The organism is Roseateles sp. FW301-B2 (genome assembly GCF_058788955.1).
In genome coordinates this window covers 30,664-52,475 of sequence record NZ_JBYTBE010000028.1, presented here as the reverse complement: position 1 = coordinate 52,475, position 21,812 = coordinate 30,664, and the positions used below count along the sequence as shown (strand labels likewise).

At 69.9% G+C, this 21,812-nt stretch carries 20 protein-coding genes; 2 read left to right on the top strand and 18 right to left on the bottom strand.

Annotated elements, in window-relative coordinates; all coding sequences use genetic code 11:
• Positions 1 to 9 precede the first annotated feature (9 nt).
• The 16 genes from glk to gcvPA form a co-directional block, all read right to left on the bottom strand.
• Positions 10 to 996: a glucokinase gene (glk, locus tag AC3WQY_RS18165; protein WP_492709904.1), complete on the bottom strand. Its 987-nt coding sequence runs from the start codon at positions 994 to 996 to the stop codon at positions 10 to 12.
• Entirely contained in the window at positions 993 to 2,177 is a 1,185-nt protein-coding gene (locus tag AC3WQY_RS18160) for a Gfo/Idh/MocA family protein (protein ID WP_492709902.1), read from the bottom strand. Before AC3WQY_RS18160 ends, glk begins: the two co-directional genes overlap by 4 nt.
• The gene (locus AC3WQY_RS18155) at positions 2,174 to 3,244 is read right to left on the bottom strand and encodes a sugar phosphate isomerase/epimerase family protein (protein ID WP_492709901.1); all 1,071 of its coding nucleotides are present in this window, start codon (positions 3,242 to 3,244) and stop codon (positions 2,174 to 2,176) included. The genes AC3WQY_RS18160 and AC3WQY_RS18155 overlap by 4 nt, the downstream gene beginning before the upstream one ends.
• Complete coding sequence (locus AC3WQY_RS18150; protein WP_492709900.1) at positions 3,241 to 4,287, bottom strand: LacI family transcriptional regulator; 1,047 nt, start codon at positions 4,285 to 4,287, stop codon at positions 3,241 to 3,243. The genes AC3WQY_RS18155 and AC3WQY_RS18150 overlap by 4 nt, the downstream gene beginning before the upstream one ends.
• 392 nt (positions 4,288 to 4,679) lie before the next feature.
• Positions 4,680 to 6,395 (bottom strand): amylo-alpha-1,6-glucosidase, encoded by a 1,716-nt coding sequence (locus AC3WQY_RS18145; protein ID WP_492709899.1) that lies wholly within the window; start codon positions 6,393 to 6,395, stop codon positions 4,680 to 4,682.
• Positions 6,395 to 7,225 carry a carbohydrate ABC transporter permease gene (locus AC3WQY_RS18140; RefSeq protein ID WP_492709897.1) on the bottom strand — a complete coding sequence of 277 codons (831 nt, stop codon included), beginning with the start codon at positions 7,223 to 7,225 and terminating at the stop codon, positions 6,395 to 6,397. The genes AC3WQY_RS18145 and AC3WQY_RS18140 overlap by 1 nt, the downstream gene beginning before the upstream one ends.
• On the bottom strand, positions 7,222 to 8,211 hold the full coding sequence (locus AC3WQY_RS18135; RefSeq protein WP_492709896.1) for a carbohydrate ABC transporter permease: 990 nt from the start codon (positions 8,209 to 8,211) through the stop codon (positions 7,222 to 7,224). Before AC3WQY_RS18135 ends, AC3WQY_RS18140 begins: the two co-directional genes overlap by 4 nt.
• Positions 8,208 to 9,416: an ABC transporter substrate-binding protein gene (locus AC3WQY_RS18130; RefSeq protein WP_492709895.1), complete on the bottom strand. Its 1,209-nt coding sequence runs from the start codon at positions 9,414 to 9,416 to the stop codon at positions 8,208 to 8,210. Before AC3WQY_RS18130 ends, AC3WQY_RS18135 begins: the two co-directional genes overlap by 4 nt.
• Positions 9,413 to 10,465 (bottom strand): ABC transporter ATP-binding protein, encoded by a 1,053-nt coding sequence (locus tag AC3WQY_RS18125; protein ID WP_492709894.1) that lies wholly within the window; start codon positions 10,463 to 10,465, stop codon positions 9,413 to 9,415. Before AC3WQY_RS18125 ends, AC3WQY_RS18130 begins: the two co-directional genes overlap by 4 nt.
• Position 10,466: 1 nt before the next feature.
• On the bottom strand, positions 10,467 to 11,222 hold the full coding sequence (locus tag AC3WQY_RS18120; RefSeq protein WP_492709893.1) for a sugar phosphate isomerase/epimerase family protein: 756 nt from the start codon (positions 11,220 to 11,222) through the stop codon (positions 10,467 to 10,469).
• Entirely contained in the window at positions 11,219 to 12,325 is a 1,107-nt protein-coding gene (locus AC3WQY_RS18115; protein ID WP_492709892.1) for a Gfo/Idh/MocA family protein, read from the bottom strand. Before AC3WQY_RS18115 ends, AC3WQY_RS18120 begins: the two co-directional genes overlap by 4 nt.
• The gene (locus AC3WQY_RS18110; RefSeq protein WP_492709891.1) at positions 12,322 to 14,358 is read right to left on the bottom strand and encodes an aldo/keto reductase; all 2,037 of its coding nucleotides are present in this window, start codon (positions 14,356 to 14,358) and stop codon (positions 12,322 to 12,324) included. Before AC3WQY_RS18110 ends, AC3WQY_RS18115 begins: the two co-directional genes overlap by 4 nt.
• Before the next feature lie 85 nt (positions 14,359 to 14,443).
• Entirely contained in the window at positions 14,444 to 15,223 is a 780-nt protein-coding gene (locus AC3WQY_RS18105) for an SDR family NAD(P)-dependent oxidoreductase (protein ID WP_492709890.1), read from the bottom strand.
• 22 nt (positions 15,224 to 15,245) lie between these two features.
• Positions 15,246 to 16,337: an ATP-NAD kinase family protein gene (locus AC3WQY_RS18100; protein WP_492709889.1), complete on the bottom strand. Its 1,092-nt coding sequence runs from the start codon at positions 16,335 to 16,337 to the stop codon at positions 15,246 to 15,248.
• Positions 16,338 to 16,344: 7 nt separating this feature from the next.
• Positions 16,345 to 17,943: an aminomethyl-transferring glycine dehydrogenase subunit GcvPB gene (gene gcvPB, locus AC3WQY_RS18095; RefSeq protein WP_492709888.1), complete on the bottom strand. Its 1,599-nt coding sequence runs from the start codon at positions 17,941 to 17,943 to the stop codon at positions 16,345 to 16,347.
• An 8-nt stretch (positions 17,944 to 17,951) separates the two neighbouring features.
• A complete protein-coding gene (gene gcvPA / locus AC3WQY_RS18090; RefSeq protein WP_492709887.1) occupies positions 17,952 to 19,343 on the bottom strand; it encodes an aminomethyl-transferring glycine dehydrogenase subunit GcvPA in 1,392 nt (463 codons plus the stop codon).
• Positions 19,344 to 19,472: 129 nt separating this feature from the next.
• Here gcvPA and AC3WQY_RS18085 point away from each other — a divergent pair, with 129 nt between their 5' ends.
• On the top strand, positions 19,473 to 20,375 hold the full coding sequence (locus AC3WQY_RS18085; RefSeq protein ID WP_285233679.1) for a LysR substrate-binding domain-containing protein: 903 nt from the start codon (positions 19,473 to 19,475) through the stop codon (positions 20,373 to 20,375).
• Here AC3WQY_RS18085 and AC3WQY_RS18080 read toward each other — a convergent pair.
• Positions 20,361 to 20,765 carry a nuclear transport factor 2 family protein gene (locus AC3WQY_RS18080; protein ID WP_285233680.1) on the bottom strand — a complete coding sequence of 135 codons (405 nt, stop codon included), beginning with the start codon at positions 20,763 to 20,765 and terminating at the stop codon, positions 20,361 to 20,363. The genes AC3WQY_RS18085 and AC3WQY_RS18080 overlap by 15 nt on opposite strands.
• Before the next feature lie 66 nt (positions 20,766 to 20,831).
• Complete coding sequence (locus AC3WQY_RS18075) at positions 20,832 to 21,308, bottom strand: SRPBCC family protein (RefSeq protein WP_285233681.1); 477 nt, start codon at positions 21,306 to 21,308, stop codon at positions 20,832 to 20,834.
• A gap of 100 nt (positions 21,309 to 21,408) precedes the next feature.
• Here AC3WQY_RS18075 and AC3WQY_RS18070 point away from each other — a divergent pair, with 100 nt between their 5' ends.
• Positions 21,409 to 21,810, top strand: a complete 402-nt coding sequence (locus AC3WQY_RS18070; RefSeq protein WP_285233682.1) for a cupin domain-containing protein — start codon at positions 21,409 to 21,411, stop codon at positions 21,808 to 21,810.
• The last annotated feature ends 2 nt before the right edge of the window (positions 21,811 to 21,812 follow it).

The window sequence follows — 21,812 nt, the reverse complement described above, 5'->3', positions numbered from 1 at the left end:
TTCGGCTTCTCATAGCGCGCGACTCGCTCCGAGCAGGGCCGGCGGCTCCTGGCTCGCAATCACATAGGAGGGCACCTCGTGCATATAGCCGGCCAGGCGCCCCTTGGCGTCGAAACGGGCACGGAAGTCCGAGCGCATGAAGCGCTCGGCACCCAGGCGCGGCACGATGCCGCCGCCGATATAGACACCGCCGCGCGCACCCAGCGAGAGCACCAGGTCGCCCGCCACATCGCCCAGCAGGGCGCAGAACAGCGCCAGCGCCTCGGCGCTGCCGGGCTCGCCGGCGAGGGCCTGCTGCAAGACCGCGGCCGGCTCGCAGGGCGCGGGCAGGGCCTGGCCGTCCAGCTCGGCAATGGCCTGGCGCAGATTGGCAAGACCTGGCCCCGAGAGCACGCGCTCGGCCGAGACGCGGCCGAAGCGCTGGCGCAGCCGCGCCAGCAAGGCAGCCTCGCGCTCGTTCTGCGGCGCCAGGCCGACATGGCCGCCCTCGGTCTGCAGGGCGATCCACTGCCGGTCTCCCTGGGGCACCAGGCCCGACACGCCCAGGCCCGTGCCCGGCCCGATCACCGCCAGCGGCCCGGGTGCGCCGGCGGCCGGCCCGCCCACATGCCAGAAATCCGGCTCGGGCAGGGCCGGGATCGCCAGCGCCAGCGCGGTGAAATCGTTCAGCACCACCAGGCGCTGCAGCTCCAGCTGCCGGTGCAGGGCCTGGGCCGAGAAGGCCCAGTCGCGGTTGGTGAGGCGGATCTGGTCGTCCAGCACCGCGGTGGCCACGCCCAGCGCCGCCTGCGTGGGGCGGGCCGCGCCGGCCTCGTCCAGGTGCTGCAGATAGCGCTGCAGGGCGTGCCCCAGGTCGCGGTGGGCATCGCAGGCCAAGGTCTGCACATGCTCGATGGCCGCGCCAGCGCCGCCCTGCCAGCCCAGGCGCACATTGGTGCCGCCCACATCGGCGAGCAGGCGTGCACCCGCGGCCGCACGTTTTCCGATCTCGATCATGCTGCTTCCCCTCCTGATTGTTGTTGTCCTTGCTGCAGCGGCGTCCAGGCGCTGCCGGCGCGATGACTCGTGAGCACCGCCTCCACAAAGGCCAGGCCGGCCACACCGTCGGCGCCCGTGGTGAGCCAGCGGCTGCCCTCGGCCGGCAAGCGGCCCTCGCGGCGCGCGCGGATGTGCTCGGCGGCCTCGCGGTAGAGCTGGGCAAAGGCCTCCAGATAACCTTCCGGATGGCCGGCCGGGATGCGCGTGGCGGCCTGTGCCTGGGCGGCAGTGCCGGCACGTCCGCGCGTGAGGCGCTGGCCGGCGCCGCCCAGCGGCGTGACGATCAGCTCGTTGGGCCGCTCCTGGGCGAACTCCAGGCTGGCGCGGCTGCCGTAGACGCGCAGGCGCAGCGCGTTCTCGCAACCGGTGGCCACCTGGCTGGCCCAGAGCATGCCGCGCACGCCGCCCGGGAAACGCAGCATCGCCTGCACATGGTCGTCCAGCTGCCGGCCCGCCACCATGCTGCTGAGCTCGGCGCACACGGCCTCGGCCCGCAGGCCGCTCACAAACGAGGCCAGGTGGTAGGCATGGGTGCCGATATCGCCCAGCGCACCGGCCGGGCCGGCCAGGGCCGGGTCGCAGCGCCAGGCTGCCTGCTTCTGTCCCTGCTGCTCGATCGGCTCGGCCAACCAGTCTTGCGCGTACTCGACCTGGATCAAGCGCAGCGCGCCCAGCTCGCCGGCCTCCACCAGGGCCCGTGCCTGCCGCACCATCGGGTAGCCGCTGTAGCTGTGGGTGAGGCAGAGCAGGCGCTCGCGGCGCTGGGCCAGGGCCTGCAAGGCGCGCGCATCGGCCAGCGAGGTGGCCAGGGGTTTGTCGCAGATGACATCGATGCCGACCTCCAGAAAGGCGCTGGCCACCGGGGCGTGCAGATGGTTCGGCGTGACGATGGCGACCGCATCGATGCCATCGGGCCGCGCCGCCTCGCGCCGCGCCATTTCCTGCCAGCTGGCATAGCTGCGCGCCGGCTCCAGGCCCAGCTCCTGGGCGCTGGCGGCGGCGCGCTCCGGGTCGCTGGACAGCGCCCCGGCCACCAGCGTCCATTGCCCATCCAGACGCGCGGCCATGCGGTGCACGCCACCGATGAAGGCGCCCTGCCCGCCGCCCACCATGCCGAGTTTCAGCGGCGCGTTGTTCATGCCTCGCCCCCCAGCCCCAGCAACCGGCGCAGCTCGGCACGCGGCGTGCGCGCATCGGCGAAGTCATCGAAGGCGCGCTCCGCCACGCGGATGATGTGGCGCTGGATGAAATCCGCGCCCTCGCGCGCACCATCCTCAGGGTGCTTGAGGCAGCATTCCCACTCCAGCACCGCCCAGCCCGGGTAGCCGTGCTGCGCGAGCTTGGAAAAGATCGCGCCGAAGTCGATCTGCCCGTCACCCAGCGAACGGAAACGCCCGGCCCGTTCCAGCCAGGGCGCATAGCCGCCATAGACGCCCTGCCGACCATTGGGCCGGAACTCAGCGTCCTTCACGTGAAAAGCGCGGATGCGCGCGTGGTAGATGTCGATGAAGGCCAGGTAGTCGAGCTGCTGCAAGAGGAAATGGCTGGGGTCATAGAGGATGTTGGCGCGCGGATGCTGGCCCACCGCGTCCAGAAAGCGTTCAAACGTCAGCCCGTCGAACAGGTCTTCGCCGGGATGCAGCTCGTAGCAGACATCGACGCCCGCCGCATCAAACGCATCCAGCACCGGCCGCCAGCGCCGTGCCAGCTCGGCAAAGGCCTCCTCGATCAGACCGGCGGGCCGCTGCGGCCAGGGGTAGAGATAAGGCCAGGCCAGCGCGCCGGAGAAGGTGGCATGGGCGGTGAGGCCCAGGCGCTGCGAGGCGCGCGCGGCCAGCATGAGCTGCTCGGCCGCCCAGGCGCTGCGCTGGGCCGCGTCGCCGCGCACGGCCGGCGCCGCGAAGCCATCAAACTGCCGGTCGTAGGCCGGGTGCACGGCCAGCAGCTGACCCTGCAAATGGCTGGAGAGTTCGCTGATCTGCAGGCCATGTTCCGCCAGGCGGCCGCGCAGCTCGTCGCAATAGGTCTGGCTTTCGGCCGCCAGCGCCAGGTCGAAGAGGCGCGCATCCCAGCTCGGGATCTGCAGGGCCTTGAAACCCAGGCCGGCGGCCCAGGCGGCCAGGTGGTCCAGGCTGTCGAAGGGCGGCTGGTCGCCGGCGAACTGGGCCAGGAAGAGGCCGGGGCCTCGGAGGGTGGTGCTCATCATGCGCGCTCCCCCTTCAGTTCGTCGGACTGGCGCTCGATCAGTTGCGCCTGCTCCAGCACGCGCAGCTGCTCCACCGGCTCGCCCTCCAGGCGGCGCAGCAGCAACTGGCCCAGCTGGCGGCCGGCGCCATGCAGGGAGGCGTAGTAGGTGGAGAGCGGCGGCACGAAATAGGCGCTGACATTGCTGTCGTCGGTGGCCACCACGCAAGCCTCGCGGCCGGCCTGCCAGCCCAGCTCGGCAAAGGCCGAGAGCGCGCCCAGGGCACCGTATTCATTCGCGCACACGAAGGCGCTGGGGCGTGGCCGGCGGCGGGCCAGATCCAGCACCAGGCGGCGGCCATCGGCGGCCGAGAGGCCCGAGCATTGGGTGAGCGCCGGGTCGTGCGCGATGCCGGCCTCGCGCAGCGCGCGGCGGTGGCCGGCGTCGCGGTGCTGGCTGTACATCAGCTCGGCCGGCGGATTGAGCATGGCGATGTGGCGATGGCCGCGCGCGATCAGCCGGCGCGTGGCCTGGTAGGCCATGTCCTCGTGGTCGGTGTCGTACCAGGGATGCGGCGTGGCCAGCGCGCTGCGGCCATAGCTGACGAAGGGAAAGTCCTGCTCCAGCAGGTAGCGGATGCGCTCGTCCTGCGGTTTGGTCTGTGTCAGCACCAGGCCGTCGACGCGCCGCGTCTCCACCAGCTTGCGCAGGCCCGCCACCGGGTCTTCATCGGGCAGCTCGGGCTGCACCACCAGGCTGTAGAAGGTGCCGGCCAGGGCCGCATGCAGGCCCGAGACCAGGGCCATGAAGCCGCTGTCGGTGAAGTCCTGCTCGCTGTCCTCCACCGGCAGCACGATGGACAGGGTGTAGGTCTTGCCGGTGCGCAGCTTCACGCCCGCCAGATTGGGCGTGTAGCCCAGCTCACGCGCGGCGGCCTTCACCAGCTCGCGCGTCTCGAGCTTGACCTCGGGCCCGTCCTGCAGCGCGCGTGAGACCGTGCCCAGCGAGAGGCCGGTATGGCGCACCAGGGTCTTGAGGGTGACTTTGCTTGGAGCTTCGCTCATGTTCCCGACTTCCTATCAATCATCACGACACGCGCCGCGCCACAGGCCGGCAGGCACTCGGCCCCAGAGGCGGAGGCCTTCACTGCGTTCAGGCTCCCCTCGCTGCTCGCCAAACCGGCACTCGCGCGCAACTCGCCCTCGCACCCCTGCGGGCCGTTGTCCGCCTGCGGCGGCCAACTGTGCTCGGTGCTCAGACAAGGCGCGCTCGACGCATCGCCGGGAGCGATGCGCAAGCCGGTTTGGCTGCGCGGCTCGGCACCGCCAATGGGGCCTCGCACCTGCCGGCCTACGCCGCTCGACATGTGCGATTGCGACGAACGCAGGCCTGCGCATCCTGGCCGCAGCGGCCACCCGCCCAGGGCTTTGCAAACTGCACATCCGTTCCAGTTCGTTCATGGCAGTTCCTTCCCCAACAAGCGATTGCCCAGCAACAGGGCTACGCTGGAGGTCCAGGTAAAAGCCGGGTCACGCAGCGGCGCGCCGGTCTGGGCGTCGTAGTTTTCGGCCAGACCGGAGCACGCGCACATGGCGGTGTAGCGCCGTGCCAGCTCGTCGCCCAGATCGGGGCGGCCGCAGCGGTCCATGGCGTCAACGAAGAGCAGCGTGGTCGGCGCCCAGATCGGGCCGCGCCAGTAGCCGTCGGCGCGGTAGTGCGGGCTGCGCTGCGATTCGGTGGCGAGGCCATGCGGGCTCAGGAAGCGGCCTAGTTCGAAGAGCTCGGCCAGCAGCCGCTCGCGCATGGCGGCGGGCAGGCGCTGGCCCAAGAGCAGCGGGATGTAGGCGATCAGGCTGTCACCCCCGCCATCCACCGCGCGGCCATCGGCGAGCCGGGCCACGAAACGCTCGCCGGTCCAGAGCCGGGCCAGCAGGCGCTCGAACAAGGCATCGGCCTGGCGGCGCCAGTCCAGCGCCGCGTCCGGGCGGCCCAGCAGCTCGGCCAGCGCGGCCAGCTCTTCCAGCTGCAGCACCAGAAAGCTGCTGAGGTCGGGGCTTTGCAGCGGCGTGCCCTGCAGAAAGACGGTGGCGTTGTCCCAGCCGGCATCGTTGCCATGGTCGTAGGCGGGCAGGCCGCCCTCCGCTGCGGTGGCCAGCCAGCTGCGCGCCTGGGCGGCCAGCCAGTCGTGCATCTGCGCGCAGCGCGCTGGCGACCAGGCCGACTGCCGGCGCAGCTGGGCCACCGTCCAGCCATGCACCGGCGGCTTGGTAAAACGCCAGTAGGCCTGCAGGTCGTTGGCGAAGTCCGGCAGGCGGCCGCTTTTTTCGTGCTGCAGCTCGAACATCACCGCCAGCTGCTGCCAGGCCCTTTCGGGCTGACCAGCGCCCAGGGCCAGGGCATTGAAGCAATGGTCCCAGCTCCAGATGTTGGTCATCCAGTTCTTGGACATGTACATGGCCGGGTAATGCAGCATGCCCTCGGCCGGCACCATGCAGGACCAGCTGATGTAGGCCGCCAGCCGGCGCAGCGGGGCCAGGTCTTGCGGCAGGGGCAGCGTCTGCGCCAGCCAGGCCTGGAAGTCGGCATCGCTGGCGGCCCTTGCCGATGCAAAGCCGGCCACATCCTCGCGTGCCGGCAGCACCCGGTACAGATGCAGCGATGCCGCCAGGGCACCCGCGGCATCCGGCCGCAGTTCCAGCGCAATACGCTCGGCGCGCTGGCCCTGCCAGGGCGCGTCCAGCAGCAGCTCGCCTTCAGCCAGGGCCACGCGGGCCGAGAGGTCCTGGCTGGCGCAGCTCACATGCACCACCCGCTCGCCCAGGCGCTGGGCATAGTCGTAGCGCTTGCTCTGCAGGGTGAGCTGCAGGCCCAGGCCCTGGCCCCGCAGTGCCAGCGTATCGGCATCGGCCCAGGCGAACTGCAAGCTGCCGCCGCCCTCGGCATGGAAGCTCAGCTGATCGGGCTGCAGCGTCCATGCGCCCTGCAGCGCCCCGCCCTCGGCGTCGATCGGCTGCAGGCGGAACAGGCGGCCCAGGTCGGTGTGTTCGTCGCCACCACGCAGATGGCGCAGCCAGAAGGCCTGATCCTCCGCCAGCCAGGACACGCAGAACCAGCTCTCGCGCCGCGAGAACGGCACGCGCTGTGGGTCGAACAACAGATTCTCTGCACTCATCATCCCTTCACCGCGCCCGCACTGGCGCCCTCCATGATGTGGCGCTGGGCCAGGAAGAACAGCAAGAGCGGCGGCAGGCACAGCAGCACCGTCATCGCGGCAATGGCGGTGAGGTTGTTGGCATGCAGGCCGCGGAACTGGGCCAGGCCCAGCGGCAGGGTGTAGCTGCTCTGGTCGTTGAGGAAGATCAGCGGGCCCAGGTAGTCGTTCCAGCTGCCCAGGAACTGGAAGGTGCCCACCAGCACCAGGGCCGGTGCCATCAGCGGCAGGTGGATGCGCCAGTAGATCTGCCAGGCATTGGCGCCGTCCATGCGCGCCGCCTCGTCGAGCTCGCGCGGGATGCTCATGATGAACTGGCGCAAGAGGAAGATGTAGAAGGCCGCGCCGAAGAAGTTGGGCACGATCAGCGGCTTGAGCGTGTTGATCCAGCCCAGCCAATTGAACTGCATATAGAGCGGGATCATGGTGACGTCCCAGGGGATCATCATCGAACCCAGCATCACCATGAAGAGCGTGTCGCGGCCGCGGAACTCGAAGCGCGCAAAGCCATAGGCCACCAGGCTCGAGGAGAACAGCTGGCCCAGCGTGGACAGCCCGCCCACCAGCAGCGAGTTCCACAGAAACTGACCAAAGGGCTGGGCGGCCCAGGCATCGGCAAAGTTGGCCCAGCGCGGCAGCGCCGGCCACCACACTGGGGGCCAGGTGTAGAGCTCGCTCTTGGCCTTCAGCGCGGTGACGAGCGTCCAGTACAGCGGCAGCGCAAAGGCCAGGGCCAGGGCCAGCATCAGCGTGTAGTAGGCCAGGCGCCGCGCATGGCGGGCGGGGCTCATACCTTGCCTCCATCGTCGCCACGCTTCACCTCGTTCTCGTAGAACACCCACAGGCTGGAGAAGCGCATCACGCTCATCGAGAGCGCCAGGATCACGAGGAAGAGCAGCCACGACAGGGCCGAGGCATAGCCCATGTCGAAGTACTTGAAGGCGGTGTCGTAGATGTACATGGCCAACATATAGGTGGACTTGAGCGGCCCACCCTCGGTGAGCAGCAGGGCCAGGGTGAGCTGCTGGAAGGCCGCGATCAGCGTGGTGACGAGGTTGAACAGCAGCACCGGAGAGAGCAGCGGCAGGGTGATGTGGGTGAACTGCTTCAGGCGCGAGACGCCAGCCAGCGCCGCGGCCTCGTACAGGTCCACCGGGATGCCCTTGAGCCCGGCCAGGAACACCAGCATGGTGCCGCCCAGGCTCCACAGGCTGGCGATCACCACCGACCACATGGCCCAGCGCGGGCTGCCCAGCCAGTTCACCCCTTCCAGGCCCGCCAGGCCCAAGAGATAGTTGAGCAGGCCGTATTCCTGGCTGTAGATCCAGGTCCAGATCGTCACCAGGGCCACGCCCGAGAGCATGCTGGGCAGGTAGAAGAGCGTGCGGAACAGGCCCTGCCCCCAGGCGCGCCGGTTCAGCAGCAGAGCCAGGCCCAGGGCGCCGGCCAGGTGGATGGGCACATAGAGCAGGGCAAAGCGGCCTGTGACCGCCAGCGCATCCCAGAAATCGTCGTCGCTGGTGAGGATGCGCCGGTAGTTCTCCAGGCCCACGAAGCGTTCGCCGCCCATCAGCGGCCAGTCGAAGAAGCTGGTGTAGAGCGAGTACAGCAAGGGGCCCAGGGTGAAGGCCAGGAAGCCCAGCACCCAGGGCGCCACCAGCAGATAGGGCGTGAGGCCGCTGGGCCAGCGCAGGCGGCGCACCTTGGCCAGGCCAGGGGCCAGGTCTTGCGCCGCGGCCGCCGCGTCCAGCGCGGTCTCGTGCAGGTGGGCGCTCATTGCAGCTTCCTTTCGGCCTTGAGTGCTGCACGCGACAGGATGGCCGCCACATCGCCCTTCTTCAGAAACACCTCCTGGATCGCGTCGCGCACCACGCCCGAGGCGCGCGTCCAGCGCGGGTTGAGCAGAAAGGCCGGCACCTCGTCGCGCATGCTCAGGGCCATGGCATAGAAGGGCTGGACCAGCGGGTCGTCCTGCAGCGCAAGCTCACGCGCCACGCTCATCAGCACCGGCAGATCGCCCTGGCGCAGGCGCACCGCCTCGGCGCTGCTGTAGAAGCGGATGAACTGCCAGGCCAGATCCTTCTGCCTGGAATCTCGCGCGATGGCCAGCGAAGACACGCTCACCACGCTGTGCGCCGGCCGGCCCTGGAAGCTGGGCAGCGGCGCCACGCCGTAGCGCTTGCCGTCCTGCGCCAGTTCGAGCCGGAAGGCGGCGCCGTCCATCAGCATGGCGACGCGGTCGGCCACGAAGAGCTGGCGCTGGTTCTTGCCATCGCCCACGCCCAGGGTGGCGGCCAGGCCCTGGTCCAGCAGGCCCAGCAACATATTGAACATGGCTTGCGAGGCCGCGGAATCGAGCTCGCCCCGCAGCCGCTGGCCATCGCCGGCCAGCATGCGGGCGCCGGCGCTCCACAGATAGCCCTGGAAGTCATAGGGGTCGGGCGCCACATCCAGGCCATAGCCATAGATCTTGGCCGCCGGGCGGCTGAGCTTTTGCGCGAGCGCGCGCAGGTCTTCCCAGCGCCAGTCGGCCTTGGGGTAGGCCAGGCCGGCGCGGTCGAACATGTCCTTGTTGTAGTAGATGACCTGGCTGGTAAAGCCGGCCGGCACACCGTAGAGGCGGCCGTCCACGCTGGCGAAGCGCAGGAGGCCCGGCACCAGATCGGCGGCCTCGAAGGCGCGCTCGCGCGCCTGGTAGGCATCGAGCGGTTCCAGCACGCGGTGGTAGAGCGGAAAGTTCCACATCATCATCACGTCGGGCGGGTTGCGCGCCCCGAAGGCCGCCGAGAGCTTCTGGTTGAAGCCCGCGCCATAAGCCTCCACCTGCACGCGCACGCCGGGATGGCGCTGCTCGAAGGCCGCGGCAATGCGGCGCTGGATGTCCAGGTTCTCGCTGCCGTCCCAGGTGGCGAAGCGCAGCAGCTGGGCGCTGGCCCACAGAGGCCACAGCACGGTGAGCAAGACCAGCAGGCGCTTCTTCATGCCATGGCCAGTGCGTCTTGCACCGCCTCGCTCAAGACGCGCGACAGCGCGCGACCATCGGCCCCGAAGGCATGCAGGTGCTCGGCCGGCACGTCCACGCCCACATGGTCGCCCTTGTGAATCACGCGTGCCCCGTCCACGGCGGCCGTCAGCGCATGGCCGTTGCCCAGGCGCAGATGCACCATGCTTTGCGCGCCCAGGCGCTCCACCATCAACACCTCGGCGCGCAAGGCCCCGGCATCGCCCAGGCGCAGATGCTCGGGGCGTATGCCCAGCGTCGTCGCACCCGCGCGCGCGGCGGCGCCGGCCAGGGCTTGAGCCGGCAGCAGGTTCATGCGCGGCGAGCCGATGAAGCCGGCCACGAAGAGATCGGCCGGCGCGTGGTAAAGCTCCAGCGGTCGGCCCACCTGGGCGATGCGGCCCTGGTTCAGCACCACCACCTTGTCGGCCAGGGTCATGGCCTCCACCTGGTCGTGGGTCACGTAAATCATCGTCGCCTGCAGCTTCTGGTGCAGGCGCGCCAGCTCCATGCGGGTGTTCTCGCGCAGCGCGGCATCCAGGTTGGAGAGCGGCTCGTCGAACAAAAAGATGCGCGGCTGGCGCACGATGGCGCGGCCGATCGCCACGCGCTGGCGCTGGCCGCCGCTGAGCTGGCGCGGCTTGCGCTCCAGCAGGTCTTCCAGCTGCAGCATGCGCGCCGCCTCGGCAATGCGCGCCTCGATCTCGCCCTTGGGCCGGCCGCGCAGGCTCAGGCCGAAAGCCAGGTTCTTGCGCACCGACATATGCGGGTAGAGCGCATAACTCTGGAACACCATGGCCAGATCGCGCTCGGCGGGCGGCAGCTCGTTGATACGCCGGCCGTCCAGGCGCAACTCACCGCCCTGCACCGCTTCCAGCCCGGCGATGCAGCGCAAGAGCGTGGACTTGCCGCAGCCCGAGGGGCCGAGGAAGCAGACGAACTCGCGGTCGGCGATCTCGAGGTTCACGTCCCGCAGCACCTCCACCGGGCCGAAGCGCTTGCAAAGACCTTGGATGCTCAGCTGGGCCATATCAGTTCAAGCGCTCGCTCAGATAGCGCAGGCCCACGCGCGCGGTGCGCGCCGGCTGGCTGGGGTGGTCGTGCTCGACGATGAAGGTGTGCAGCCGCGTTGCCAGACCCGGCAGCCACTGCGCCCAGGGCAGGCGCCCCTCGCCCAGCGTGGCCCAGCCCTGCTCGGCGGGCTCGCCCTGGCCCTGCGGCGCCAGGTCCTTCACGTGTACCGACTGCAGGCGCGCGGCGTAGTGTGCCAGCCAGATCGCCGGGTCTTCGCCGGCGCGAGCCACCCAGGCCACATCGGGCTGCCAGCGCAGCGTGGGGGCGGCATCGAACAGCGTTTCCAGCACCGTGCGGCCATCATCCAGGCGCTCGAACTCGAAGGCATGGTTGTGGTACGCCAGGCTCACGCCCTGCGGGGCCAGGTCTTGCGCATGCCGTTGCAGCTGCGCGGCCAGGGCCAGCCAGCCGGTTCGGTCGGCGGGGCGCTCGCCCTCGTCCAGCCAGGGCATCACGAGTTGATGGCAATCCAGCGCTCGCAGGGCCTGCAGGATCTCGGGCAGGCGCTGGGCCACGAGCTCGCTCATCTCCACATGCATGGAGGCCAGGCCCAGGCCGGAAGCTCGCAGCGTGCCGATGAAGGCCTCGGGCGCTAGCCCGTGCAAGGCCTCGCTCTCCACCCAGGCATAGCCGGCGTCGCGCGCCAAAGCCAGCCGCTGGGCCAGATCACCGGCGCTGCGCACGGTGTAGAGCTGCAGAGCGATCTTGTTCATGCGTTCACCTCGCAGGCGATCTGCTGGGCGAACCCCAGGGGCAGCGGCGCCGGCCGCTCGCAGCGCGTACCCAGCAGCACCGGGCTGGCCTGCTCGGCCGCGCGCAGGGTGGCGTCCATGATCTCCAGCACATGCAGGGCCAGCTCGCCATTGGCGCGATGCGGCTGGCCGGCGCGCAGGGCCCAGGCCATCTCGGCCACGCCCAGGCCGCGCAGGCGGCCGGTGAAGGTGCGCGGGGCCAGGTCTTGCCACTCGCCGTCGGTCTCGCAGACGCTCAAGTCGCCGCCGAACTGGTTGGGGTCCGGCAACACCACCGAGCCCTGCTCGCCATACAGCTCGATATGGCTGTTCCTGTGCTTCCACACATCGAAGCTGGTGCTCAGCGTCACAAAGGCGCCGGCCTCGAACTCCAGGCCCGCCACCACATGGGTGGGGGTCTGCACCTCGATGCGCTGGCCCTGGCGCGGGCCGCGCGGCACCGTGCGCTGCAACCAGCTGCTGTGCGCCATGCCGCTGACGCGCCGCACCGGGCCCAGCAGCTGCACCAGCTGGGTGAGGTAGTAGACGCCCATGTCCATCAGCGGGCCGGCACCGGGGCGGTAGAAGAACTCGGGGTTGGGATGCCAGTCGTCCGGGCCGCGCTCCATCATGCAGGCCTGGCCGGCGACGATGCGGCCCAGCCGGCCGCTGTCCAGCAGGGCGCGCGCGGCCTGGCCGGCGCCGCCCAGAAAGGTGTCGGGCGCGCAGCCGATGCGGCGGCCGCTGCGCGCGGCGGCCTCCATCAGGGCCTGACCCTCGGCGTAACTCGCCGCCAGCGGCTTCTCGGTGTAGAGATGCTTGCCGGCCCGCAGCACCTCGGTGCCCACCGCCAGATGCGCGGCGGGCGGGGTCAGGTTGATGATGATCTCGGCCTCGCTGGCGAGCAGTTCCGCTGGCGTCATCGCGAGCAGGCCGAATTCTGCGGCGCGAGCTGTTGCGGCTTCGGCGCGGGCATCGGCCACCGCGATCAGCTGCACGTTTCCGAAGGCGGCCAGGCCCCTGGCATAGGCCGGGAAGATGTCGCCGGCGCCGATGATGCCCAGCTTGGTGGCCTTCTCACTCACAGCGGCGCTCCCAGATCGGCGAGGTCCAGCCAGGCCAGCTCCTCGGCGCTGAGCGTGATGTCCAGGCCGCGCATCGAGCTGGCGGTCTCGGCGATGCTGCGCGGGCCGATCAGGCTGAAGGTACTGAAGCCCTGGGCCAGCACCCAGGCCAGCGCGATATTGATGGCCAGACAGCCTTTCTTGGCGGCCAGCTCGCGGGCCCGCGCCAGGCGCAGGAAGTTGGCCTCGCTGTACCAGCAGCGCACCAGTTCCTCGTCGTCCTTCTTGCCGGGCGCGGCGCGGCCATCGACGAAGAAGCCACGCGCCTGCGAGGACCAGGCGAACAGCGCCAGGCCCTGCTCGGCCAGCCAGCGGCGCGAGTCGGGGTCGCCCGCCGAGACGCAGCCGCGCCAGATCGGCGCCTGCATGCGCGCCAGGCTGAGCTGGTTGTTCACCAGCGAGAAGCCCTGCTGGCCGGTCTTGGCCGCGTAGGCATTGGCCTCGGCCACGCGCGCCAGCGACCAGTTGCTGCCGCCAAAGGCCTGGAAGCGGCCTTTGCTGCGCTGCTCGTTGAGCGCATCGATGAACTCACCCACCGGCACCTCGGGGTTGTCGCGGTGCAGGATGTAGAGATCGGCGCGGTCGGTCTGCAAGCGTTCCAGGCTCTCGGCCAGCTCGCGCCGCATGCCCTCGGGCGTGCAGTTGGGCGTGTGGGCGCCCTTGGCGATCAGCACGATGTCCTCGCGCACGCCGCGCGCCTTCAGCCAGTCGCCAAAGATGGACTCGCAATGGCCGCCCTCGAAGTCGTAGACCCAGGCGGTGTCGAAGGCATTGCCGCCGCGCTCCAGATAGTCGTCGAACAGGGCCGCGGCATAGGGCAGCGTCTCCTGATGATCGACGCCCATGATCAGGCGCGAGACCGGCTTACCAAGACCTGGCACCTGGCCGTAGCGCATATTGGCGCCGGGGCGGCGCGCGATCGGCAGCCCGGCCAGGGTCTTGCGGCCGGCCAGCGCCGGGGCCTGCTCGCGTGGGTAGCGCAGGCCAATGGCCTGACGCCAGCGGTCCAGGGCCGCGAGATTGCCCAGGGAGTCCGCCGGGCTCATCGCCGGATGCGGCACGCAGCCGCTCTTCACGGCCTGGGCGAAGGTATCGGCCTCGTAGGCATAGAGCCCCCGGTCGGTGCTGATCGTCCAGGTTTGGGCCAGCGCCTCGTCCACCCACAGCTCGATGCGGCTCTCGCCCGCCTGGGCGCCGGCACCGTACCAGGGATTGGGCAGCACCAGCGCGCCCTTGCTGCCGCCCAGGCGCAGCGACTCTTCCTGCTCGAAGCTCACCGCCGTGCTGAGCTGCGCGGTGATGTCGCCCGGGAAGCGCAGCGTGGCCAGCGCCCAGGCATCGACGCCGAAGGTCTCGTGCAGGCGGCCCATGGCCTGCAGCTCGAGGGGTTCGGCAAAGGCTTCACCGCGCGCCGCACCGGCCAGCAGGCGTGCCATCGACATCGGATAGCAGCCCACGTCCAGGATGCCGCCGCCGGCCAGGGCCGGCTCCCAGGTGCGCGAGCCGGCGCGCGGGGTGGAGGCGTAGCAGAAGGAGGCCTGGATATGGCGCAGCTCGCCGATCACGCCGCTCTTCAGCAAGGCCAGCAACTGGGCCGTCTGCGGCAGGCAGCGGTACATAAAGGCTTCCATCAGCACACGGCCTGCTGCTGCAGCCTCCTCGTAGGCGATCATGGCCTCGGCGTGGTTGATGCCCAGCGGCTTCTCGCACAGCACATGCTTGCCGGCGCGCAGGGCGCGCACCGTCCAGTGCAGGTGCTCGGTGTGCGGCAGGCCGATGTAGACGGCGTCCACGGTCGGGTTGGCGAGCAGCGCTTCATAGCCGGCATGCGCAATCACGGCCGTGCCCGGTGCCGCATGGGCGTCGGCAAAGGCACGCGCCTTGGCCTCGTCGCGGCTGGCCACCGCCACCAGGCCGCCGCTGTCGGTCTGCGCCAGGCCCTTGGCAAATGCGCCCGAGATGTTCCCGGCGCCGATGATTCCCCAGTTCAGCATGATGTTCTTTTGAAACGTTTTGATTCGATGAAATATATTGGCCATATCTGAGCCACCTCAGATGGGAAACCCGGTGTGCCTGAGGTCACGCGGACCCGGCCAGGCCCCCGCCGTCGACCACATAGGCAGAACCGGTGACAAAGGAGGCACGATCGCTGGCGAGAAAGAGCACCACCTGGGCGATCTCCTCGGCCTGACCCACCCGCATCAAGGGGCGCGCGTTGCCGGCCTCCACCAGCGCGGTATCGGCCAGGCCCAATTGCGCCGCCTCGTTGCGCAGCATCGCCGTGTCGGTGTCACCGGGGCAGACGCTGTTGACGCGGATCTGCTGCGGCCCATGGTCCACCGCCATGGCACGCGTCATGTTCACCACCGCGCCCTTGGCGGCGCAGTAGGCCACGGCGTCCTTGCCGCCCACCAGGCCCCAGCCCGAGCCGGCGTTGATGATGCTGCCGCCGCCCTGCTCGGCCATCACCGGCACCGCGAACTTGCTCATCAGGAAGATGGACTTGACGTTCACCGCCATCACCGCGTCCCACTCGGCCTCGCTGGTGTCAAGCACATTGGCGCGGCGCGTGATGCCGGCATTGTTGAAGAGCACATCCAGGCGGCCAAAGGCGGCCAGGGTCTCGCGCACCGAGCGCTCGCAGTCGGCGGCGAGGGCCACATTCGCCTCGACGAATTGCGCCTGGCCGCCCGCGGCGCGGATGGCTTCCACCGTGGCCTCGCCGCCGCTGCGGTTCAGGTCACACACCACCACCCGGGCACCCTCGCGGGCAAAGAGCTGGGCGGTGGCGCGGCCGATGCCGGAGCCGGCGCCGGTGATCAGGGCCACCTTGCCGGTGAGTTCGCGTTTGTCGTTCATGCTGTCTCCATCTCCATCGATATCAGGCCGCGACGAGTCGCAGCATCGCTTGTTCCCTGGGCCCCGTCAGCGCCCGCACCGAGCCGGCAAAGAGCGCATCCACCTCGGCCGATCCGCAGTCCACGCGCAGGGGCACGGCGCCCAGGGCCTGCAGCTTGCGCGGCGTGATCAGCAGCGTCAGCGCGGCGCGGCCCAGGGCCTGCAGCACGCGCGGGCTGAGCGGCGCATTGCCACGGCCCAGCACATGGCCCTGGCCGCCGATGGCGGTGAGCCAGAGCCTGGGCTGACGCTGCCGCGCCAGCTCCCACAGCTGCGCCTCGGTGGCATCGCGCAGCCAAAGCGCGCCATCGGCCACCACATCGACGCCGATCAGGCTGCCGTTCACCCCGAGCGCCTGCTTCAGCGCCCAGGTGGTCGAGCCCGGGCCGATCAGGTGCAGGCCCTGCCGCAGCTGCGGTAGAAGGCTGGCCGCCAGCTGCGCGGCATCCACGGCATCGCCGGCCTCGCTGCGCGACTTGCGGCCCTGCAGCAGGCGCGCATCCACCGGCACGCGCAGCTGGCCATACAGCTGGGCCTGCACCCGGCCCTGGCCCAGCGCGGCCTCGTCCAGGTCCAGCACCTCGCGGGCTTCGATGACGCGGGCGTGGCTGCTCAGGTATGACGCCGCCAGGGCGCCTGCAGCCCGCGGGCTCACACCGAAGCAGGCCGATTGCAGCTTCACGCCCGCCGGAATTCCCAGCACCGGCAGGGCCTCGCCCACGGCGTCGAGCACATCGCGCGCGGTGCCGTCGCCGCCGACGAAGAGCAAGAGGGTCAGGTCTTGCGCCAGCATCTGCGCGGCGATCTCGCGGGTCTGCGCCGCGCTGCTGGGCCAGCAGCGCCGCCCCAGCACCTTTGGCTTGATGCCCAGGGCGTACAAGAGGTCCTCACCCAGCGCGCCGGCCCCGCATACCCACTCGGGCCGGCAGCTCGCCAGCAGCACCCGCAGCGCCTCCTCGGCCCGTTGCGCTGCCCAGGCCGGCAACTCGGCGCCCGCCTGGTAGGCGTCGCTGCCGTGCAGGGCCAGGGGCCCGCCGGCACCGGCGATGGGGTTGATGATGAGGCCGACGCGCATGCTGGGCTCAGGCGGCGCTGCCGTGCTCGGCCAGCTTGCGCTGCCAGGCACGCCAGGTGATGGCCCAGCGTTTCGGGTCTTCGAGGTACTCGTCCTGCACCCGCTTCGTCGGGCAGTGGTGTGGCGCACTGCGCACCAGCTCGGGCGTGCTGCGTGCCTCCTGCGCCACCCGGGCCATGATCTGCACGAACTCGTCCAGGTCGGCGCGCGAGTAGGCCTCGGTGGGCTCGATGGTGGCCGGCTCGGGCACCACATAGGGGTGGTGGCTGGTCCAGTAATGGGTGCCATAGTCGGCGGCGCGCAGGCCGATATCGCCCGAGCTCACCCCGGTGGCCGCGCACAGCTCGGCCCAGCTGTAGCGCACCTGCTCGATGCGGCGCTTGCCCGCGGCATAGGGCGCGGAGAGGCCTTCGATCTTCTCGAGCAGCTGGCTCATCATGTAGTTGTTGTTCAACACCGCGATCTCGGCCACCTCGCGCAGGCCTTCGGCCCCCAGGTTCATCACCCAGGCGTAGGCGCGCAGCACGATGCTGGCCGTGCCCATGAAGGCCGCCACCTTGCCGATCGACTGCGTCTCGCCCGCGTCGATGCGGTAGCGCTCGCCCGCCTCTTTCACGATGCGGGGCCGCGGCAGGAACGGTGCCAGTTCGGCCGTCACTGCACAGGCGCCCACCGCCGGACCGCCGCAGGCATGCGGGGTGGCAAAGGTCTTGTGCAGATTGAAGTGGCAGAGATCAAAACCGGCCTCGCGCGCCCGGGTGATGCCCAAGAGGCCGTTGGCATTCGCCTGGTCATAGCAGGCGAGCGCGCCCACCGCATGCGCCGCGGCCACGAACTCGGCGATCCTGGGGTTGAAGATGCCGGTGTCCTCGGGGTTGGTGATGATCAGCGCGGCGGTACGCGGGCTCACGGCCGCCTGCATCGCCTCCAGGTCCGGATAGCCATCGGCATCCGGGTAGAGGGTGATGACCTTGTAGCCCAGCACCTTGGCGCAGGCAGCATCCGAGGGGTGGGAGAAGATCGTCGTGATGATCTCGTCGCGCTGCTCGCCCTCGCCGCGGCTCTCGAACCAGGCCCGCATCATCGCGATATTCGCGTAGATCGCCTGCGAGCCCGAGCGCGGCTGCAGGCTCACCGCGTCCATGCCCGAGACCTCGCAGATCACCTGCTCCATCTGGTGCATCACATGGAGGATGCCCTGCACCGTGGACTCGTCCTGCAGCGGGTGCAGCTCGCTCATGCGCGCGTCGCGCGCCAGCTGCTCGTTGATCTTGGGGTTGTACTTCATGGTGCAGGTGCCCTGCCCCACATCCACATTCAGGTCGGCGCCCAGGTTCTCCTGCGAGAGCCGCAGATAGTGGCGTAGCACGCGGTTCTGACTCAGCTCGGGCAGGGCCGGCGCCTTCACGCGGCGCATGCCGGCGGGCAGCTGCTGCAAGGCATCCTGCGTAGCGCTCTCGATGCCGGGCTCCAGCTCGGGCAGCAGGATGGCGCGCTCGCCGGGCTGGCTGAGTTCGAAGATCAGCGGCTCGTCCCAGCGCGCCTGCTGGTAGCGGCGCAGATTGGGCTTGCCATCGGTGAAGCGGTGGGCGGAGATGTTTTCCATGGTGGCACTCATTGGGTCAGCAGCTCGCGCAAAGCCGTCACCAGGGCATCGATGTCGGCCTGGCTGTGCAGCTCGGTGAAGGCGTAGAGGGCGCTCTGGCCCAGGGCGGGGAAGGCGGCCGAGAGATCATGGCCGCCGAAGATGCCGCGCTGGCGCAGGGCGGCGTTGATCTGCGCGACGCTCAAGCCGCTGGCATTGAAGTCCAGCACGAACTCCTTGAAATGCGCCGTACCCTCATGCGCCAGGCGCAGGCCCGGCACGCTGGCCAGCTGCTGGCGCGCATAGGCGACGCGCCGCAGGATGCCCTCGCCCAGCTCCACCATGCCCTGCGGCCCCATGCTGGCCAGATACACGCCGGCGGTGATGCCCCAGAGCGCGGCGGCGGTGCCGACGAACTCGTTGCCGTTCTCGCGCTGGTCGAAGGAGGTGCGGTGATAGGCCACATCGCCAAAGCCGTACTGGCCCGGCACCGAGGTGGGCGCGATGCCAAAGAGGCGCGAGGGGTATTGCAGCACCAGGGCCTCGTCATCCCGGCTGGCGATGAAGCCGCCGTGGCCGCCGCCGTAGCTCATGTGCATGCCCAGGGGCTGGATGTCGCCGCAGACGATGGCCGCGCCATAGTCGCCCGGCGGGGTCAGCACGCCCAGCGAGCTCGGGTCCACCCCCACCACCAGCAGCGCGCCGGCGTCCTGCACCAGCTTGGCCAGCGCCGCGCCTTCGTCGATGCCGCCGAAGTAATTGGGTATGTCCACATAGAAGGCCGCCACCTGCAGGCCCAGCTTGGCCTGCAGATCGGCGCGGTCCACCAGGCCGGAGGCCGCGTCGAAGGCCACCTCGATGAACTCGATCTCGCTGCGCCCGTAGGTCTGCATATGCGAGCGCTTGTCGGGGTTCACATTGGCGGCCACCAGCACCTGGCGGCGCGCCGTGTGTCTGGCCGCCATGCAGCAGGCGGTGGCGGCGGCCTGGTAGCCGTCGTAGGTGGGCACGCTCACCACCTCGAGGTTGAGCAGCTCGCCCATCATCGAGCAGTACTCCCACAGCGCCTGGAAGCGGCCGTGGTCGTCATAGGGCTCGCCGGCGTAGGCGGTGAGGAATTCGCTGCGGCCGTTGATCTCATCGCACAGTGCCGGCACATGGTGCTGGTAGCAGCCGCCGCCCAGAAAGCTCAGCACCTCGCCGCAGTGCGTGTTCCTGGCCAGCAGGCCCTGCACATGGCGCTTGAGCCTGGCTTCCGAGAGCAGCGGCTCGGGCAGATTCAGGGCGCGCGGCAGGCGCAGCGCGGCCGGGATGTCGGCATAGAACTCCTCCACCGAGGCCGCACCGGTGGCCGCCAGCATGGCCGCCTTGACCGCCGGCACCGAGTTCGGGATGTAGGGGTAAACCTTGGTTTTATTCATGAGCCCTGCACGTCATTTGAAACGTTTCGATGACGCTATTTCAATGGCAAGCAGCGGATTGCACAAACGAGAAATATTTGCCTCATGCATAAGTGGAACTAATCCAAGCAGGGCTTAGCATCGCGCCTCATGCGACGCCATCTGCACCACCTGAACGCGCTGCGCTGCTTCGAGGCGGCCGCCCGTCTGCTCTCCTTCACCCAGGCGGCGGCGGAGCTGCACGTCACCCAGGCGGCGGTGAGCCACCAGGTACGCGCGCTGGAACAGGCGCTGGGCCAGCCGCTGTTCGAGCGCCGGCCGCGCCAGGTGCGGCTCACCGCCGCGGGCGAGCGCTTGGTGGGTGTGCTCTCCAGCAGCTTCGATCGCATCGACGAGCTGCTGGGCCAGCTGAAGCAGAGCGAGCGCCAGGCGCAGCAAAGCCTGCAGCTGGCGGTGACGCCCAGCTTCTCCAGCCGCTGGCTGATGCCGCGCCTGCCGCGCTTCTGGGATGCCCACCCCGAGATCGAGCTGCACCTGCACCACAGCACCCAGGGCGATGCACTCAGCCGCGGCACGGCCGAGGCGGCGGTGGTGTGGACACAGGAGCCCCCGGCACGCGTTTGGGCGCAGCGCCTGTTCGGCACCGCACTCACGCCCGTGTGTTCGCCCGCCCTGCCGCGCCAGGCGCAACCGCTGGACAGCCCGGCCGCGCTGCGCCATTACCCGCTGCTGCACGAAGACAGCTTCGCGGACTGGGCGCGCTGGTTGCGCGCCGCCGGCGAGCCCGAGGTGGCGGTGCGCCAGGGCCAGTTGATCGACGACAGCAATGCCCTGCTGATGGCCGCGATGGCCGGCCGCGGCCTGGCGCTGGGCCGCCTGGCCCTGATAGAGGAAGACCTGCGCGCGGGCCGGCTGCTGAGGCCCTTCGCGCTCAGTATCGAGGCCGAGGGTGCCTACTGGCTGCTGGCCGCGCCGGCCCTGGCCGCGCAGCCGCGCTTCCAGGCGCTGGCGGCCTTCATGCGGGCCGAGTGCGCGGCTTCAAACGCGCACTGAGGCGCGCGCCTTGGCGGCCGCGGCGGTATCGAACATGCCGAAAAAGCGCGCCAGCTTGCCATCGCGCAGCTGCCAGACATGCACCCAGTTGCTCTCGAACACGCCGCCGTTCGGCAAGGCCTGGGTGCGCTCCCAGCCCAGCACGGTGACATGGTCGGGCCCGGCCAGGAACTGGCGCGGCTCGAAGGCCTGGATGCCGTCCACCGCAAGCACCTGGCCGAACCACTTCATCACATCGTCCTTGCCGCGCGCCGTGCGCAGATAGGCCTCGCCGCTGCTGCCGTCGAAGGTCCATTCGACGTCATCGCTGAGGTAGTTCAACAGGCCCGGGATGTCGCCACGCCCGAAGGCGGCATAGGCGGCTTGCACGATCTCGACAGGGTTGCTCATGGGGCACTCCAAAGAGTGGTGTGTGGAGCCCTGTCTACGTACCGGCGCAGCGGCCGGATGCAGCACTCAGCCACCCGCGGCCAGGAATTCACTCAAGCCGCGCGCACCCGCGCGCATCACGCCCTGGTGGTTCCAGCGGAACAGCGGCGCCAGCAGGGGCGCCAGCCAGCGCATCCAGGGTTTGACCAGCTGAACCCGCCAGACATAGGTGACGTCGGTACAACCGCCCTCTTCATGCAAGAGCCAGATGCCCTCGCCCTGCAGTTGGCCACGCGAGCGGCCGCGGATGCGCTCATGCGTCAGGATCTCCACCGCCTCGACCTCGATCAGGATCTCGTAGGGCAGGCGCGTGGCCCAGCGGAAGCGGCGCAGGCTGCCCAGGCCCTGGCCGTCGCCGGCGCGCAGGGTCTGCACCTCGCGCACATAGGGCCACCAGCGCGGCCAGCTCTCGGGCTGGCTGAGCGCCGACCAGACCTGCTCGCGCGGCGCGGCAAAGCGCCAATGGCTGACGAGATCGAAATGGTGACTGGGCGGCCGTGACATACCCTGCTTACGAAGGCGGCGCGGCCTTGGATGCAGGCCCCGACCTCGCGCCCGTCGGGGTGTTTGCATCCAAGCGCCCGCCGGCCGCGTAGAGCATGCCATGGAGAGCCCCACCCCCGCCCAGGCGCGCGCGATACGGCGCAAGCTGATGGAGCGCGTCGCCGATGCCGACGCCAGCCACCTCACCATTGCCGCCGACGCGCCCGGCTGGCAGCCCTTTGGCGAGGGCGTCAGCATCAGGCCGCTGCGCGAGCAGGGCGGCGTGCTCTCCTATCTGCTGCGCCTGGCGCCGGGCGCCAGCCTGCCGCCGCACCGCCATCCGCTCGACGAGGAATGCCTGGTGCTGGAGGGCTGGCTGAGGGTCGGCACGCAGATCGAACTGGGCCCCGGCGGCTACCATCTGGCCCACCAGGGTGCCCTGCATGCGACCATCAGCACCGTCGCCGGCGCAACCATCTTCTTGCGCGGTGCGATTCCGGAGGCGGCCCAAGCGCTGCGCTAGGA